Here is a 17,937-nt window from a genome sequence, read left to right as displayed (position 1 = left end):
GAGATTTCCAATGAAATATTGGTGTAGAGTTATGAGAAGCTTCTGAAGCTCCCTTTGTGGTTTTGTCTAGCGTTGAGGATGTCGCGGATAGGATCTACGGCTTCTTGGGAGGTGGTCCTTTTTGATAAGGTTCTCCAATCATTTCTTTCCAGCGTTTTTTCTGTTCCTCCGTCAGGAGATTCAGCATGTCTTTGATGACAAGCTTTAATTTTTCGTCCATCGGGTCCTGGAAGCCCTCCTTGGGGCCACCTCCGAATCCTCTCCCGAATTTGGAACCTCGATCGCCTCGTCCGTCGGAGTTGGGGCCTTCAGGGGGCCCACCTCCTCCCGGGCCACCGGGACCACCAGGTCCTCCCGGCCCACGCGGACCATCGTTTTGAAACAATATCGATATCGCTTCGTTATCGATTTCCCGAATGCGGATTCTTTGCTCGTTCGTCAAATCGAGTTTTCGGGCAACTTCTTCATCCCGAAAAGCCATAGGACCTTTCATCTGAAGGGAAATTTGCCGTAGTCTATGGGCCTGATCGGGTGTAAGAATTTTTGAGATTGTCGAGTTTACTTCCAGAGTCAGAACTACCAGTTCTTTGCGACGGGTTTCGATATTTTTACTTGCCTTGATGATTTGGGCGCGGCGGGATTTCCAGTCGTTACTGGCTTTAAAGAGCTGAGATTTCTGTTCTTCCGTAACGTTTAAATCGCGATGAACGCCTCGAGTTTCAACGAGCGTGATCTGGTCCGCACCCTGCAACTGCGAGAGTTCCGTCAGAATTTGATTGACCCGCTCCTCGACCTGCAACAATTCCGCTTGCATCTTGGGATCGTCGCTGCGCTCTTCGACAAATTCCGTGTAGTACTGTAAGGCCGCCTCCAGCAGGCGCCTACGAATTGGTTGGAACATCTGCTGTTCGGGGAGTTCCTCTTCCCCAATACGAATCATCGTATCGACGATACCCCGCGATTTGCGGAATCTTTTCTCGGCTTCCTCGGCCCGCGCTTTCTCCTGAATTCGAGCATTTTCGACCTGTTGGCTAGCCGCTTTGGTTTTATCCTTTTCGATCTTTATCAAATAATTGTTTACAGTCAGACCAATCACGGAAAGCAGCAGCACAACGAATGCGGCCACTAGCGTCGACGGATGCCGCTTACACCATTTGCGGGTGAGGTCGACTATACTCGGCGGGCGAGCCAGAATCGGTTTATCGTCCAAAAATCGCTGCAAATCGGCGGCTAGCTCCCCGGCACTCGAATAGCGATCCCCCGGGCTCTTCGCCAAGGCTTTCATTACAATCGTTTCCAGTTCCACGGGTACGGATTTATTAATGGAACGGGGAGACTTGGGATCCTGATTCAAAATTTGATCGAGCAGCTTGGCCCGATTCTTACCGGGATAGACCGGCTGTAGCGTCAGCCATTCGTAGAACGAAGCGCCTAACGAATAAATATCGCAGCGATGATCGAGCAGAACGCGATCCCCGCTGGCCTGTTCCGGACTCATGTAACGGAAGGTGCCGATGATGTCGCCCGTACGGGTGAGATTGGCTTCGGTTTGGATATGCGCCAAGCCGAAGTCCGTAACCCAGAGATTCCCGCGGGCATCCACAATGAGATTGGCGGGTTTGATATCGCGATGAATAATGCCATACGAATGCGCGTGTTCGAGGGCCTCGGCGGCCTGCATCATCAATCGGGCGGCGGTTCTATGAAACTCGCGAACCGAAGTTTCGCGCTGCGTGGTCAGCGTTTGGGAGAATACTGTTTGTTGGGTGGTCTTCGTCGCCAGAGACGAGGGGATCGAGGCCGGGACTTCGCTCACTTTCGCCAGGTCGATCGGCGACCGAGAAACGGCATGCAAAGAGGCGGTCGTTCCATTGTCCTGCAGTCGATTAATCCCATACTTCTGACGCATCTGATCGAGGATCAGGTCGAGGGATTGCCCTTCGATCAGCTGCATGGCGTAATAGTGGACACCTCGTTCACTTCCCACTCCGTAGATAGGCACGATATTGGAGTGGTGGAGTTGAGCCGCCGCCTGAGCCTCGTTTTTGAACCGCTGCAGCTGATTGGCATCGAGAGCGGCTGCAAATGGGAGAACCTTCAAGGCGACTTTTCTACCGAGAGATAATTGTTTGGCTTCATAAACAATGCCCATGCCGCCGCGACCAATTTCGCGAATAATTTGAAAATCGCCCAGCGGATCCCCCGGGATCGCGCTCGGTTCCGCAGCCGTCTTGGAGGCGTTGGACGAAGAGGAAAATGCGCCGTGCAGCATTTCCAGGCCGTCGATGCAACGCGCCAGCTCTTCACCCAGTTCGGAATACTTCGCAAGGAATATCTTGCGATTTGGCCTCCGACCGCTCTCAAGCTCTTTCATGTAATCCTGAACGGCCTGGAACAGGCGGGGATCCATGGAGGGATCCGGATCCTGCCAGCGATCAGGCGTCGAAGAATCGCCCAGAGAAGATTTTCGGAAGGAATTACTCATGGGAATTATCGAAACGGGTGCGTAGTTGGGCCAAAGCCCGGATCCAGAGTTTTTGTACGCTGTCCAAAGTTCGGCCCATACGCTCGGAAATCTGCGGAAACGTCAGTTCCTCCAGATGGCGCAGTATCAGAACTTCCCGGTAATCGGGGGACAGACCTTCCAGAGCTTCCGCCAAAAGAACGGACTGTTCGCGCTGACTGGCTTTTTCACTCGGGCTGCTTTGAAGAGCCATTAGCCCGCGATCGAATAGCCGGGAGGATTGGTCCAAATCGAGTTCAATAGCGCGTTCGCGGCTGGCGTCCCGGGCCTGGGTGCCGAAATAATGGCGAATATGATTGGCCAGCTTCCCGGCCATGATCTTCTTGATCCACTGGATGAATTCGCCTTCACTGTGGCCGCGAAAATTCGGGAAGTACTTGTGAGCGTCCAGAAAGGTTTCCTGGACGAGATCGGAAGCATCGAGTTTGCCCTGCAACCGATGGCCAATTTCCCAGCGGGCCAGCAGTTTGAGGTAATTTCGATATTGCTCAAGCAGGGGACCCAGCAACTCGCTGGAACCGCCACGTAAATCCTGCAGCAGACGTTCGGGATTGGTGGATGTCGGCACTTTTCGAACTCCTTCAGAGTCATAGTAACGAAAAGAAGGAGAAACTGCCGATCAAAAATTAGGCGTCAGTAGGCCTCTCCACCCGCGGGTGGAGAGTAGTGGAGGTGGAGAATCAATCCGATACGGCTTACGTTCGGGAATTTTTCACTTATTCAAGCTGAGGTTAAATAGGTTCTGCAGAGTATCTTTAGCTTTGACCAAGGCCTTGTATTCGGGAATTTTTCGGATCGGGTCAATATCCTTGTCAGCTTCCATTTTATTGAAGTATTCAAATTTTTTCGTGGCCGCTTTGACCAGATATCTTGTGGCGAGTGGACCGTATTCCGGGTAATTTTGACTGCCCAGAGAGTAAACGCAGGCCGCTTTATAATAAAATTCGGGATCTTCGCAATTAACAACCGATTCATCCGCTAGCTTTCGAGCTTTTTCATGTTCCCCCAGACGAGCCAGATAAATTGCTAAAGAACTTTGAGCCAGGTGCGATCTGGGAGATATTTCAAGTACACGCTTACAGACTTCCGCAGCACTACTGTAATCATTTTTAAATGCAAGAGCCGTCGACAATCCCAGAAGAAGCGATGTGTTGTTTGGATCAAAACTGAGCGCAGCTTCGTAATCCTGACGAGCTATTTCGTATTGTTTTACCTGAATATTGGCCCAGGCGCGGTGGCTGTAATCTTGTATACCTCTGGCAGGAATTTGATTCAAGTAATCAATTATTGTCTTTGCTTCTTCGAAATTATTTACTAACAAAAATCGAATTCGTAATGCATAGATCGGAAATAATTCGTAATTCTCTTTTTCGGCTTCGTATAAAGCTTTCAAGCCTTCTTTAAAATTTACAGGAGTTATGCGGCTATAATATTTTGCTTTCACCCAATATCCGAGACCTCCCAGAGAATCCATTGCCAAAGCATTATTTATATCCTTTAAAGCTGCATCATAATCTGAAAGATCCATCTGGATCTCGGCCCGTTTATATAAAGCCAAGCAATTTTTCGGATCGAGCGATATGGCAACATTTAGTCTTTCCAATGCTTTTATTGACTGCTGAGTCATCCTATAGCAGTTTGCGAGAAGTATATGACCGTCCGCTCTGGTCGGATTGTTCTCGATGTAAATTTTCAACTCGGCAATTGCATCTTCAAACTGGTTTCGTCTGATAAAATCGTTCATTTTCAAGAGAGAATTCGTGGAAGTGTTCGATTCGGGCAGATGCTGCAAGTAGCCGGCCCGCTCTTGAATTTTTTTGTCTTCGAGCTTCTCCGCCAGTTCTTTTTGCTGTTGCCAGCCATACTCCGGCATTTTGTCACTGCCGAAGAGCTTCTCGGCGCGTTTGTTTAAATCCAACGCGTTATGCCAGGAATTTAGATCATTTTTTCTTTTTTCCTGATCGGCCAGAATGAGTAGAGATTCTCCAAATCGTTCCCGCAACTGACCCTGCTGTTCGACGGAAAGATATTCGAAGGGAGTATTAGAATTCGAGTTTCTATCACCCAGTAACAGGTAGTTATCCATGACCCGGGTCATTCGATTTAATCCCTGATCGCGGACTCCGGGTAATAAAGATTCACTGGATTCGACCCGAGCCAGATCGAGCTGACTGATAGACTCCAGGAATTTTTTGTCTGCTTGAGATTTATTTTCGATGAATTGCAATCGGTCGTTGGCGATTGCAATAGATCCCATGAGAATCAAAGCTCCCGTCACGGCCAAGCTGGGTAAAACCTTGCGATTTCGACGATGCAATTTCTCAATGCGAACGGTAATCGGATCCCGGGCATATCGCAGGGACAGATTTTTTAACTGGCGATCAATGTCTTCCTTCAATTGCGCGGCCGATTCGTAGCGATCCTTTTCGTGATAAGCCAGTAGCTTCCGCAAAATAATATCGACGGAAACGGGCACTTCCGGATTGTGTTTAGAGGCGGCATCGGGTTCGGATTTGCGGGCATTTTCCGTTGCCGACATATCGAACTGGTATTTGCTGTTCTCGCGCGTCAGTGCTGGAAAGGGCGCGCTTCCCGTCAGTAGCTCGTAAGCGATGATACCCAGAGCATACAAGTCGCAACTGGGGGTAATCGCTTCCTCGCGCTGTTTCATCAACGCCCGAAGTTGCTCGGGAGCCATGTAAGGAATAGTTCCGCCCGCCTCAATCTGATCGTTCGATCGAACATCGACCGCCAGGTTGAAATCCAGAAGCAAAGGCTGACCATCGGTCGACAGGAGGATATTCGCGGGTTTAAGATCGCGATGAATCACACCCACATTGTGCGCGTGCTCTAAACCGTCGCAGATTCGAGAAACAATGGTCAGAATGGCTTCCACATAACCTAACTGGAGAAGTTCATTCTTGAATCGGAAGGATTTTTCGCAGCCCTCTATGCTCGGTTCCATCTGCGGCACCGCATCGGGATACGTTTCGATCAATGTCGTCCGCATAGCCCGTTCGGTTTCGAAGATAGTGCCCCCGCTGCTGGGAGCTTTGCGATCTTTGAAGGCCAGGCGAATGACATCGTGGAGTGTTACCGTACCCAGATAGGGCATGCAAACCGCTTGAAAAGGATTTGCATAATGCACCGAGTGAATCGGCATGATGTTCTGATGCTGCAGACGCGCCAGCCGTTGCGGTTCCCTGTTGGGAAGCGAAGTCACCTTCAAAGCAACGGGGCGATCCGCCAGATTTTCCTGCTGAGCCAGATAAACTCGGGCAAAGCCACCAGTACCCAGAATCGATACCAGTTTGAACCCCATGAAGATGTCGCCTACCGCGGGGAACGATTCCCGTTGGAGCATGGAATTATTTCGAATGCTGGCGAAACTCATAAAGTCCGCCGAGTTGCCGGATTTGGAATTCAATTCCTCTGAACCCTGTTCAGCCTGCCATCGCGAGACAACACGGGTTACCACTCGACTTTCTTCAGAAATATGGGCATCGATGGTCGATCCATTGGACTGAAGACGAACTGGGGACTTAATCGTCGCTGAGAGAATTCCCGGCATATAATTCCCTACAAAATGGCCGCACATATCTCGCGCTGGGGATTTCCAGCCGAGAACTAGCTACTGGAATAATTAGAATAAGTGGAAATGTTGAGCGGCCGAGAAATGACGACTATGCCGTGAATTTTGAAATAGTTTTAGGTGGGACAAAAAATTTATCCTCTGCCAGCCTAAGTACTCCGTTTTTCACAATGGATCAGAGACATAATCCTGCAGATCCAGAAAAGAAGAAAACTGCTAGTCGGTCTATTTGCTGACAAAATATTGGAATCTTAAGGCAAAAAATGAAGTTATTTTCGACTTAACAATAAAATTTGCACGTTCTAAAGTTTATAAGATTAATTGTCTAGGGTGCGCCCCACATTGAGGAATCTCAGGCCATACGTATGCTTCAAGAACCGGTAATTAGCCGGCACTTGGAACAAACTTATTATGGTTTGGCCGCACAGACCAAGCCAATACCCAGAACCAGCAAAGCAAACGTAGCATAGAACGCATAGAGGATTCGATTACTCATACAAAAACTCCGACCCTTCATCGTCAGCCGACAATCCGAGCATAAATCGCCTACAAAACGGGCAAATTGGATACTTTAGGTGATGTTTGCTCGTGGAAATTCATAATTGGCAATTGGCGTGCCGATTATTTGAGGACTCTTCATTCACCGCGCGTTATCATACCGCTTATGCTTCGACTCATTCTCAAATCCAACGGGCCAATTCCACTCGAAGCCGATTCCATCCGTCCTAACGTCTTACAGACGCTTTCTTTAATGGACATCAGGAAATTACCTATCTGGCAAGGTCGAAATTGTGGCCTCATTGAAGACTTCTTTGACCTAGATGGTGATCCAACTGATGGAACAATCGAATTATTAGGAGATTGTTCTAATATTAAACGATTGGGAGAGCGGATGTCCACCGGCACTCTGATCATTCGAGGTTCCGCGGGAATGCATTTGGGAGCCGGAATGCAGGGTGGATTGATCGATGTCTACGGCGGAGCGGAAGACTGGCTAGGTGCGGGAATGCAAGGGGGAACCATTCGAGTTCGCAGTCATGCGGGTGACCTAGTTGGGGCGGCCTATCGAGGCGAAAGTCGGGGTATGGCAGGAGGCACAATTTTGATAGATGGGCACGCCGGCGATGAGGTGGGGGCACATATGCGGCGCGGCACCATAGCCGTTGCGGGCAATTGTGGAGATTTCGTCGGTATTTCCATGATCGCCGGCACAATTCTGGTCGGTGGGGATTTGGGGAAATCGCCTGGCGCCGGCATGAAGCGCGGCTCTCTCATTGCGCTGGGAAAAATGTCCAACGTTAGTCCCGGCTTCACAGCGAGCGGCGAATATCAGCCGAATTTCCTGGGTATTTACACCAAGTTTCTCAAGTCGAAGGATTTCCCACTTCCGAAATTGACCCCGGAAAGCCGATATATCCGATACGTAGGAGACCGGGTTTCAGCGGGCAAAGGTGAGATCCTTGTCCGAATATAAAAGATCGCAAAACCATCGGTCGGGCAGATTCAATTATTAGAAGGTATCGACTCTCCGATATGCTATGGGCAGGGAAGCTATTTTCCGCACCGGCGAAACCGAAGTTCAAACCGGCCAGTCAGAGATTGGCGATTCTGGGCGCCGGGCCGATCGGCCTGCAAGCCGCTCTTCAGGCGGTGCGTGAAGGTTACCAGGTCACCGTCTACGATAAAGGGGAATTGGCCGATCATATCCGCCAGTGGGGACACGTCAAACTCTTCAGCCCCTTCGGGTTGAATACCACGGAAATGGGCATCGAAGCGATCCTGCGCGATCACAAGGATCACACCCTACCTCAGCCGAATGAATTCGTGACCGGCACCCAGTTTCGCGACAGTTATTTGATTCCTCTGAGCATGACCAGTTCACTCGATCCGATTCTGAAAATGAAAACGGAAGTGCTGGCGATCGCTCGTACCGGTCTTTTTCATAGCACGGCGGCCGAAGATCCGCGCCGGGCAAATGCGCCGTTTCGACTTCATATCCGGGACGACAAAAAAACAGAAAGCTTTGTGGAATTCGATCTGGTTTTCGACTGCACGGGCACTTACTCCCAGCATCGCTGGGCCGGGCATGGCGGCATATCGGCATTAAATGAGCGATCTTCGGAAAATCAGATCGCTTACGGCCTGGAAGACATCCTCGGCACGCGCCGAGCTTACTACGCGGGAAAGAGCATCATTGTCATCGGTGGCGGCTACAGCGCGGCCACGACGGTCTGCAACCTGGCCACGCTCGCCGAAGAACACTCGGCCACCTGGGTCTTCTGGTTATCGCAGGCGGCCAAAGGGTCGCCGATACCCCGCATCGCCAACGACACTTTCCGCGAACGGGATCGGCTAGCCGCTAAAGCCAATAGCCTGGCGGCCCGCGGCGAAGGCAACCTCGAATATCATCCGCAAACCTGGATTGAAGAAATCACCTGCCACGGCCCCGACAAGGGGTTTCGCGTCGTGGGCAAATGCGCCGGACAGGAGCAGGTCTGGGAAGTCGACCGAGTCATCGCCAACGTGGGATATCGGCCCAACACTTCACTTTTCAGTGAATTGCACGTTCAGATTCCCTCCTCCGATTTTCGTCAGCCGGAGCCGAATTTTTTCGTACTCGGCTGCAAGTCCGCCAGTTCGGATCGAACTTTTTTGCTCCAGCAGGGCTACGAGCAACTCGAAGAAGTCTTTGCTTTCCTGTCCGGCCGATCGAGTTCTCCGATGGCGGCTTGAACCGATATTTCAGCACGCGCTTCGCCTCAATTGCTTGCCCACTCCCCTCTTAGGGATTACAGTACCAACTCGTAGTCGATTCCAAAATCTCTCGGGATATGAACCATATGGACCTGCTAGCCATTGCCAAAGAAGGTTTCGCCAAGATCGAAGCGGACCCTGCTTACAAAGTGAAAGCCCTCGAATATCTGCAAACCTGGCTCACCCACTCCGATTATGCTTCCTACAAGCCGCAGATAGAGTGGCAGATTCAAAATGGCAAATTCGCCGATGTGCTGGATCAGTTCTACCAGGTTCTCCCCTTTGGTACGGGCGGGCGCCGCGGTGCCGTCGGCATCGGCCCCAATCGCATGAATCTCTGGACCTCCGGTGCCAGCGTGCAGGGACACTGCGAATATCTCAAAGCTCGCTTTCCCTCTCTCGGCAAACCGATTGCCGTCGTGCTGGCCTTCGACGTCCGGCAATTTGAAGACAAGCGTAAGGTATATAACCCGGCTCTGCCCAATCCGGTGCTGCACCTGTCGAGTCGGAACTTCGCCGAGTTCGCCGCTTGCATCTACATAGCCAACGGAATCCATGCGCACATTCTGCCCGCGGACAGCAAACGCTATCTGGCCACACCCGAACTGTCGTTTTACATCCGACTACTTCAGGCGCAGGGCGGCTTGAACATCTCCGCTTCCCACAATCCTCCCGATGACAACGGCGGCAAATTCTACGACGAACGCGGAGGGCAGCCGGTGCCACCCGACGATCAGATCATGAGCGATTACGTCGAACAGGTTACGGAAATTAAAACGATCTCCTGGACCGATGCGGCCAAGAGCAACAAGATTCACTGGCTCAATGATGAACCGCATCGCAAGTATATCGAACTCTGCAAAAAGCAATCGCTGATCACGCCGCCGAATTTCGATGAATTCCGGCTGGTTTATACCCCGCTGCATGGCGTGGGATCGATGACGGCCATGGAAGCCCTGCAGGCCGTCGGCTTCCGACCCATTCCGGTGGAATCGCAGATGAAGCCCGATGGGCAGTTTCCCAACGTGACCAAATCTCCCAATCCCGAAGTACCTGAAAGTCTGGATCGCGCCGAGGAAGAAGCCAAAAAGAATGAGGCCCACCTGGTGCTGGCTACCGATCCTGATGCCGACCGCATCGGCGGCCTGGCCAGCACCAAAAAAGATGGCGGAGCTCCTTATCGCTTTATCACCGGTCAGGAAATCTGTGCCCTGGCCACCCACTTCAAGCTTTCGCAAATGGCCAAGCAAGGGATCATGCCTTCCTCCCCGATTGTCATCTGCACCGAAGTCACCACCAGCTTGGTCGGAAAGATCGCTCGCAAGTTCAATGCTCAAATCGTGGAAAATCTGTTGGTCGGTTTCAAATACATCAACGAAGTGATCTGGCAACTCGAATCGACCGGACAGTACGAAGATGTCACCGGTGGTGTGGCCGATGTCATTCTCGGCTGCGAAGAGAGCCACGGCCTGCAAACCACAGCTGAGGTTCGCGACAAAGACGCAGGCGGGGCAGCCGTCCTCATGGCGGAGATGGCTCTGGAGCAAAAGCGCAAAGGCAGTACCGTTCCGGAATACCTGGATCAATTGAACAAGCAGTTCGGCTACCATCGCAACGATCTGATCAACATCGTCATGAGTGGCATTGAAGGCAAGAGCAACATGACCAAGATGATGGACGCCCTGCGAAAAGACCCGCCTAAAACCATTGGCGGAATGGCCGTTACCGCCGTGGAAGATATGCGCGACACGCATGGCCGCATGGGAGCCATCAAAGGAGCAACCGATTTCGCCTCGCGGAACTTCCTGATCTTCCGGCTCGGCGATAAAGCCAAAGTAGTTCTTCGCCCCAGTGGCACCGAACCCAAAGCCAAGGCTTATCTGGAAGTCAGCGGCGAACCTTGGAAAACCACTCAACCGGCGGAAGCCTGGGACGCCAGTTGTCGGGTCATCGACGAGTTGATTCAGAAAATCGCTACCGATTTTCTGACAATTGCTCTGGGTACTGTGGGAATCACACCGGCTCCCGGCGCGGCCAAATTGGCACGTTAAAATCTCGGTCTTTCGATGGTCCCTCGAACGCCTGACATCCTAAGATGTTCATTAAGTGCATTTGATCAACCTCTCTCCGGTCAAGATCGAGACTTATGAAATTCTTTCGGCTGCCGGATAAGCGGACCCGTCGGGCTCTGCTGCTTTTGGGATTCACTTTACTTCTGATTTGCGGCGCGACCCTGGGCTATCGCGCCTACATTCAATCGGTTTCCCATGCCAGTTTGGAACGGATCCTGGCCCGACTTGAGCGGGAAGATCCAGGCTGGGAATGGCAACGAATTGTCGAAGCCCGGACTCCGGTTTCAGAGGAAGAAAACGGTTACAGACTGATCCGTGAGATCAACGCTATCGGCAACATTCTGCCAACGCGAACTAATACCGCCAACATCTTTGGCAAGTACCACTTTCCCGATCCTATTCCTTTCGAAATCGGTGACTGGCTCGGCGATATGCTGGGGCAACGCCAGAAGCAGGTGCAGCTGGCCGTGCGTATAGCCGACTTTCCGAAAGGAAGAGTGCCGCAGTCGATTGATGGTTCCCAAAACCTGGTCTGGATCAACGAAGTTCAACAGGTAGCCAGTTTAATACGCTGGAATTCCCGGGCGAACGGACAACTGAGCCGGATTGATGACGGCCTGCGCGACATTCACGCTTTATTGAATCTTTCGCGATATTTACCCGAAGATGAAATTCTCACATCCATGCATGTGCGTTCGGATAACATCCGCTTTCTGGTCTTTACTCTTCAGGAAGTTTTATCGCGTGGCTCGGCCTCCGTTGAGAAGTTGGCAAAGTTACAGCATTCTTTAGAGGAGGAAAATCGCACTCCACTGCTGGCCAACTGCCTGCGATCCAGTCGGGCCTGGAATTACGAATTTTTCTTGCGCCGCATGGTCGATCATCTGGATTACGAAAAAATCGAAACGATCCTTTCGATGTATGAAGTCGACATTCGTGCGGATTTTAGTCTGCTGGGGAATGCGACGCTGCGTTTCCGCTACCAGCCCTGGGTGGAGCATGACCTGGCCGAATTTCTGGAAGAAGTCACGAAATATATCGATGCGGCGAAGGGCCCCGAGATGGAGATATTGCCGAGTTTCGAGGAGATTCAAAGAGAACGACAACAGAAACTCGAACGGGACGGGTTCCAGATCAAACGCTTCATCAGCGGCATACCCCACCTGGATGATTCGCTCTCGAAAATTGCTTCGGCCGTTCATGCGGATCGAGCCTGTTTGAGATGTGCGATCCTGGCCCTGGCTACGGAACGCTTTCGCTTGGAAAATCAGCGCTGGCCGAAATCGGTGCTGGAACTGGTTCCCAAATATATTTCGGAGCTGCCGAAAGATCCTTACTCGGGTCAAAATTTGCTGATGCGATTTCCCAAGGATGGCCTGGCCATTAGCAGTGTGGGAAAAACGCAAGTCCCCGAGATTCTCGGCTTTCGACTCTGGAATCCCGACATGCGCCGGAAGGCGCTGCCGGAATCTTGGAGCTTTTTGGAGTTTAGGGGGAAGGAAGAATAGAGCGATCAGCGATCAGCGATCAGCGATCAGCGATCAGCGACCGCTGAAAAATTGATCTGAGGCAAGGTTTTAAATAAGAGCCTCAGCAAATTACTTCCCCTGTTTCTCGATCTCTTGAATAATCGCTTTCAACTGCTGGTTTTCTGCCTGAATCTGCTTCAATGTTTTTTCGAATAAATCGGCGACTTCGCGGTGCGCTATGATGTCCAGGCTCCCATGATTGATCTTGCCGAGAAGTTCTCGCTGCTCGGACTGCAAGGCTGCCATTTTCTCCAACAATGTACCATTCTGTTCAATTCGCTTTTGTAATTCCGCCTTCTCGGTAGGCGTGGGAGGCGTGATTTCGGCATGAAAGGAACTCATTCTTGGAAGTACTGCCCCATCGTTCATGCCGATGAAATCCTTCAGTATTTTCGGGTCGATGTTGGGACGTATGGCATGCGTAGTGCCGTCGATCATGGTCAGATGGAAACTGTTCGTAAAGGGTGTTGAATTTTTTGGTAGCGGCTTCGTCGGATCGAAAGGAATATCGGCGGGTTTGGTCCAGGGTACTGCTGGACCGGCTTCCACGACTCCAATGGTATTTGAAGTGCCATCGAAAATATCCGCAATGCGAATGCGAATGCGAGGATCCATAGGGCCCATTCCCGCGCCAGGTCCCATGGCCATTCCCGCACCCGGACCAGAGCTGCCTACTGGACCCGTTGCACCTGGACCGGCTACTTCGGCACCAGCCTTGTTACCAGCAAGGCCAAGAGCACCCGGGGGGCCTTTCCCTTTCTCTTTCTCTTTCTCTCGAAGCATCGGATGCAGAGGAGTATTGGGGCCTGCAAAAACCTGATAGTAAGTATGCGTCGAGTCCTTCGCTTCAAAGCCAACGCGATATACATCCGGCATCTTGGCCAAAAGTTTTAAATTGTGCTCGCTGTCCCAGGCTTGATCGCGCTTGAATTGGTTGTATAGATCCGCACGGCCCAAGTAGGGTAGCAATTCAATTCGCCAACTCAAAAGAGCTTTTCCATCTTGATCCACTGTGTCCGCAGGTAGATAACCATAGGCGGCTTCATAGTTCAATATCGCGATAGCGATCTGCTTAAGATTATTTAGACTGCGTAATTGCTGCGTATTACTCGCCGTTCTTTCCTGAGGAGCGTTTTCTGCTTGTGAAGAATCGCCGAGCGTTCCCGGTACCCCTTTATTAATTCCCTTCTCTGGAGGAATTAATCCTATTCCCTGTCCCATAGTCGTATAAGACCAGATTCCCAGACCGGCACACAACACCGTTGTCGCTATCGCTTTCATTACCAATCCTTTCGTGATCGCAGAGGTTGTAAGTGTCAACGCCGCTATCGCGGCGGGCACTGTAGTCTCTTTGCAAAAGATCAAAGCCAGACAGCTATTTACCAGAGTCGGACTCACCATCGCCTGCAATGCTTGAGGTAAGAGCACGGCTAAGGCCAAGCCCGCTGCCGAGATTCCCCGCCGTTCCAACCGAACGCGCAATACTCGTCGACCTTCTTCCAAACGTCGCTTCAATAAAGTAAACGACCAGCCTAACTGCTTCGCCGCTTCATCCCGAGATAAACCCTGCAAATAACACAACAACAACGGCAATCGAAGTCGCTCCGGCAACTTCTGCAACTCCTCGTCCAATGCCCCCTTCACCTCACGCCAGGCGAGATCTGTTTCGTTACCGTCAGAGGAAAGTGTTTCTTCAAGTAACTGTTCAGTTGGTCTGGTCCGGTTGCGGAGTTTAAGAGCACTACGGAAGGTCGTTTTGTACAGCCAGGACGAAAGAGCTTTCGAGTCTCTTATCCGATGCTTGGAACGAGCCAAACTCAAAAACGTGGCCTGAAAGACATCTTCGCTGTCGGTACGATTCGAGAGCATCCGATACGCACAGGCTAAAACCATCGGCCCATGACGATACACCAAAATCTCAAACGCATGCTGATCTCCCGTCTGGACGTAACGATCCCATAAACACCCATCCTCCGGAGGCACCGCTTCCTCGCGAAGTCGACGAATAAACTGCTGCAAACGGCTCGATGTTTCCGAAGACATAACAGAGGCCACTCTGGCTCAAATCATTCCCGACAATAATTAGAGCCGGGAACTCTCTCGGTGGCGCAAGGAAAATGAAAAAAACGAAATTGGCTTATCAACTCTAACGTGCTGGCTCTCAGCAAGGAAAGCCGAAAAAATTACTTCTCTTTTTTCTCGACCTCTTCCAGAATTCGTTTCATCCAGGCAACTTCCCACTGCATTTTTTCGAGTTTGCTTTCCAGTTTTTGAATCATCTCCTGATTAACTGACAGATCCGAATTTGGTTGCTCGAATTTCTTCAGTAATTCTTTCTGCTCGGTCTGCAAGGCAATGATCTTTTCAAGCAACGATTTTTTATTTGCCGTTCGTTGCTGGAAATCCTCCTTTTCCGCAGCAGAGATCGGGATTATCCGAGCACGAAAGGAACTCATCTCCGGGACTATCTCGCCCTCATTCATGCCAATGAATGCTTTCATGGTCTTTTCCTCGACACTGCCAGGACGTATTGCGTGCGTACTTCCATCCATCATTGCCAAATGCAGACTATTGGAAAAGAGAGCCTGAATTTTCGTCAGTGGCTTGGTCGGATCGAAAGGAATATCGGCCGGTTTAGTCCAGGGAACGGCGGGACCCGCTTCGATGACCCCCAGAGTATTCGACATTCCATCGGTTACATCAAAGACGGTGATTAAATTTCGGGGATTCTTAGAAGAGCCACCTGGACCACCTTTCGCTTGATTCACATGAACCGGATGCAACGGAGTCCCGGGCCCCGCAAATACTTGATAGTGAGTATGGGTCGAATCCTTAGATTCGAAGCCGACACGATACACCTCCGGCATCTTGGCCATGAGTTTTAAATTTTGTTCGCTATCCCAAGGCTCGTTGTGATGAAACTGTTTATAAAGTTCCTTTTCTCCCAAAAAGGGAAGTAATTCGACTCTCCAACTCAGAAGCGGTTTTCCGTTTTCATCCTCGAAGTCCGCGGGCAACATATTGATCTTGGTAAAATCCATATACTCGTGCACGGCCAAGAGAATTTTTTTGAGATTGTCCAGGCTGCGTAATTGCTGAGTATAACTCGCCGTTCTCTCTTCCGATTTGATTTCCCCACGCGAAGTATCTCCTATCGTCCCTGGACCAGCCTTCACAACCGGCTTCTCCTGAGGAGCCAGTCCTTGCCCCATGCTCGTATAGGTCCAGATGCCCAGACCACTACACAATACAGCCATCGCTATTGATTTCATGACTAATCCTTTCGTGATCGCGGATGTACTCATTACCAAGGCGGCTATACCGGCCGGTAAACTTGTTTCTTTGCAAAAAATTAAGGCCAAACAGCTATTTACCAGAGTCGGACTCACCATCGCCTGCAACGCTTGAGGTGAGAGCACGGCTAAGGCCAAGCCCGCTGCCGAGATTCCCCGCCGTTCCAACCGAACGCGCAATACTCGTCGCCCTTCTTCCAAACGTCGCTTCAATAAAGTAAACGACCAGCCTAACTGCTTCGCTGCCTCATCCCGAGACAGACCGTTCAGATAACACAACACAAGCGGCATTCGAAGACGCTCTGGCAACTTCGAAAGTTCCTCGTCCAAAGCCCCTTTCACCTCACGCCAGGCCGGGTCACTTTCTGTTGGATTGCTCGAAAGAGTCTCATCGTATAAAGGCACGGCCTGCTTCCGCTGCGCTCGAAGTCTGAGCGCGCAACGGAAGGTCGTTTTGTACAGCCACGAAGAGAGAGCTTTGGAGTCTCGAATCCGATGCTTTGAACGGGCCAAACTCAAAAACGTCGCCTGAAACACATCCTCGCTATCCGTACGATTCGAAAGCAAACGATGCGCACAGGCCAACACCATCGGACCATGACGATACACCAAAATCTCGAACGCAGCCTGATCGCCCGACTGAACGTAACGATTCCACAAACACATATCCTCCGGCGGCACCGCTTCCTCGCGGAGTCTACGAATAAACTGCTGCAAACGGCTCGAGGTTTCCGAAGACATAAAGCACAACTCTGATCGAGTACCGAATCGACTTTTATTAGAGACAAGATCTCGTGAAGCGGCGCAGGAAAAATGAAAAAAAGTCGAGAGTTATCAAAAGTCAGTTAGCTTCTCGCGGTGGTTCGGGAGTGTCGTCGTACAAACCGATCCATTCCCCGCAGTAATCCGCATCGGAAAATAAGAGCCAGGTTCGATTCGGTAATCGACCCGCCCGCAGGATCTCCAGGATTTTCCAACTCGTTTTCACAAAATCCAACAAGGCCAAATCGATATAAGAGTAGCGCAGGCCGGTACCACCCCCGATCGTGCAACCCGATTTCGCAGGAATCAAAACCGCATTGATCGCCTCCTCGATCTCGCCGCGATCAGCAAAAGAAGAATCTTCCAATCCCTCGGCCCCATCGATTTTCAGATAGCAAAAAGTTTCGCCGTGCCTGCTATAGCGTTCGGAGGCAAAGCCTGGTTTCAGTGCGGCCGATAGCAGTTCGAAATCGGTGGTTGTATGCACCAACATATCGGACCGTTCTGGATAATCTTCCTGCTCGGTGGGTTTTAATTGCACGAGCGACCAGGAGAATTTATCGAACCGCTCGTAACAGGGCTCCTCCGGAAGGCTCTGTTCGATAGCCTTTATTTCTCGTTCGACGGTGTCTTTCAAAGCAGCGAGAGGAATCGTATTAATTTGAGACTTTCCCAAACCCAGAAAGCCCTTTTTCTTCTTCGCGACGCTGATCTCTCCGATCCAATGATCGAGGATTTTTTCGCCGAGTAGCGTTTCGGTAGCCACGAAAGCGATGTTTAAAGCTTCGTTATCCTCCGACCCGCGAAATTTATCGGAAACGTATTTCAAAGCGATGCGATTGCCTTCTTCTCGCTCCACGGCCACTTCCACGCCTTCGATTGAAGTTCCCACGCGAGACCGGACCGTTTCAGCAGTCATCGCCAGATCTTCCGCGAGACGGTAGGTGTAAAATTCCCAGCCGGGCAACTCGGGTGCTTCGGAAATAATGCTCTCAACCAAGGGTCGAAGCTCTTTGCGGGATTCGGGAGTGATGACCAGGCGATCGCCGGGGCCATTTACAGCCGCTCCGAATTCCCACATCAGTTCTTCGTGGATCGGATTCAAATTCTTGATCATCCACTCCGGAAGATCCCAATTCGCTTTCCCTTGAAATACCTCCGCGAATTCGGGGGCCTTATTGGTGAAGGCTTCCCACCAGTCCGCTATTTTGGATTCGAGCATTGCAATTTCGCGAGCTTCCTCGGAGTCTTTTCGATCGGCGAATATCCAACGCATGGTTCTGATTCCGAAAATATTTGCGGGCAATTCCATCGCGAAACTAGTTTACCCGATGGCCGATCAAGCGAAATGGAAATATTGAAGGGAAGGCAATGAATTCGTTATGAACTCTGATAACTTCGGACTAAGAAT

At 51.0% G+C, this 17,937-nt stretch carries 10 protein-coding genes; 4 read left to right on the top strand and 6 right to left on the bottom strand.

The features are described from left to right. Positions 1-94: 94 nt before the first annotated feature. The 3 genes from KIH39_RS20990 to KIH39_RS20980 all read right to left on the bottom strand — a co-directional run bounded on the left by KIH39_RS20990 (position 95) and on the right by KIH39_RS20980 (position 6,002). Positions 95-2,485, bottom strand: a complete 2,391-nt coding sequence (locus KIH39_RS20990; RefSeq protein ID WP_213495180.1) for a serine/threonine protein kinase — start codon at positions 2,483-2,485, stop codon at positions 95-97. Continuing rightward, a complete protein-coding gene (locus tag KIH39_RS20985; RefSeq protein ID WP_213495179.1) occupies positions 2,478-3,092 on the bottom strand; it encodes a sigma-70 family RNA polymerase sigma factor in 615 nt (204 codons plus the stop codon). The genes KIH39_RS20990 and KIH39_RS20985 overlap by 8 nt, the downstream gene beginning before the upstream one ends. 144 nt (positions 3,093-3,236) lie before the next feature. Next, positions 3,237-6,002: a protein kinase domain-containing protein gene (locus tag KIH39_RS20980; RefSeq protein WP_213495178.1), complete on the bottom strand. Its 2,766-nt coding sequence runs from the start codon at positions 6,000-6,002 to the stop codon at positions 3,237-3,239. Between the two features lie 778 nt (positions 6,003-6,780). Between KIH39_RS20980 and KIH39_RS20975 the strand changes: the two genes are divergently transcribed. The 4 genes from KIH39_RS20975 (at position 6,781) to KIH39_RS20960 (ending at position 12,450) form a co-directional block, all read left to right on the top strand. After that, positions 6,781-7,590 (top strand): formylmethanofuran dehydrogenase subunit C, encoded by an 810-nt coding sequence (locus KIH39_RS20975; RefSeq protein WP_213495177.1) that lies wholly within the window; start codon positions 6,781-6,783, stop codon positions 7,588-7,590. A gap of 59 nt (positions 7,591-7,649) precedes the next feature. Then, a complete protein-coding gene (locus KIH39_RS20970; RefSeq protein ID WP_213495176.1) occupies positions 7,650-8,849 on the top strand; it encodes an NAD(P)/FAD-dependent oxidoreductase in 1,200 nt (399 codons plus the stop codon). 107 nt (positions 8,850-8,956) lie between these two features. Continuing rightward, positions 8,957-10,921: a phospho-sugar mutase gene (locus KIH39_RS20965; protein WP_213495175.1), complete on the top strand. Its 1,965-nt coding sequence runs from the start codon at positions 8,957-8,959 to the stop codon at positions 10,919-10,921. A gap of 95 nt (positions 10,922-11,016) precedes the next feature. Continuing rightward, positions 11,017-12,450, top strand: coding sequence for a hypothetical protein (locus KIH39_RS20960; protein WP_213495174.1), 1,434 nt, complete (start codon positions 11,017-11,019; stop codon positions 12,448-12,450). A 90-nt stretch (positions 12,451-12,540) separates the two neighbouring features. Here the strand turns inward: KIH39_RS20960 and KIH39_RS20955 are convergent, their stop codons facing one another. The 3 genes from KIH39_RS20955 to KIH39_RS20945 form a co-directional block, all read right to left on the bottom strand. Next, positions 12,541-14,514 carry a sigma-70 family RNA polymerase sigma factor gene (locus tag KIH39_RS20955; protein WP_213495173.1) on the bottom strand — a complete coding sequence of 658 codons (1,974 nt, stop codon included), beginning with the start codon at positions 14,512-14,514 and terminating at the stop codon, positions 12,541-12,543. 140 nt (positions 14,515-14,654) lie between these two features. Then, positions 14,655-16,505 carry a sigma-70 family RNA polymerase sigma factor gene (locus KIH39_RS20950; RefSeq protein ID WP_213495172.1) on the bottom strand — a complete coding sequence of 617 codons (1,851 nt, stop codon included), beginning with the start codon at positions 16,503-16,505 and terminating at the stop codon, positions 14,655-14,657. 100 nt (positions 16,506-16,605) lie between these two features. Then, positions 16,606-17,802, bottom strand: coding sequence for a hypothetical protein (locus KIH39_RS20945; RefSeq protein ID WP_213495171.1), 1,197 nt, complete (start codon positions 17,800-17,802; stop codon positions 16,606-16,608). Positions 17,803-17,937 lie beyond the last annotated feature (135 nt).

The organism is Telmatocola sphagniphila (genome assembly GCF_018398935.1).
Lineage (GTDB): Bacteria > Planctomycetota > Planctomycetia > Gemmatales > Gemmataceae > Telmatocola > Telmatocola sphagniphila.
Note: the sequence above shows the minus strand (reverse complement) of the source record. Positions and strands in the feature narration are given on the sequence as shown.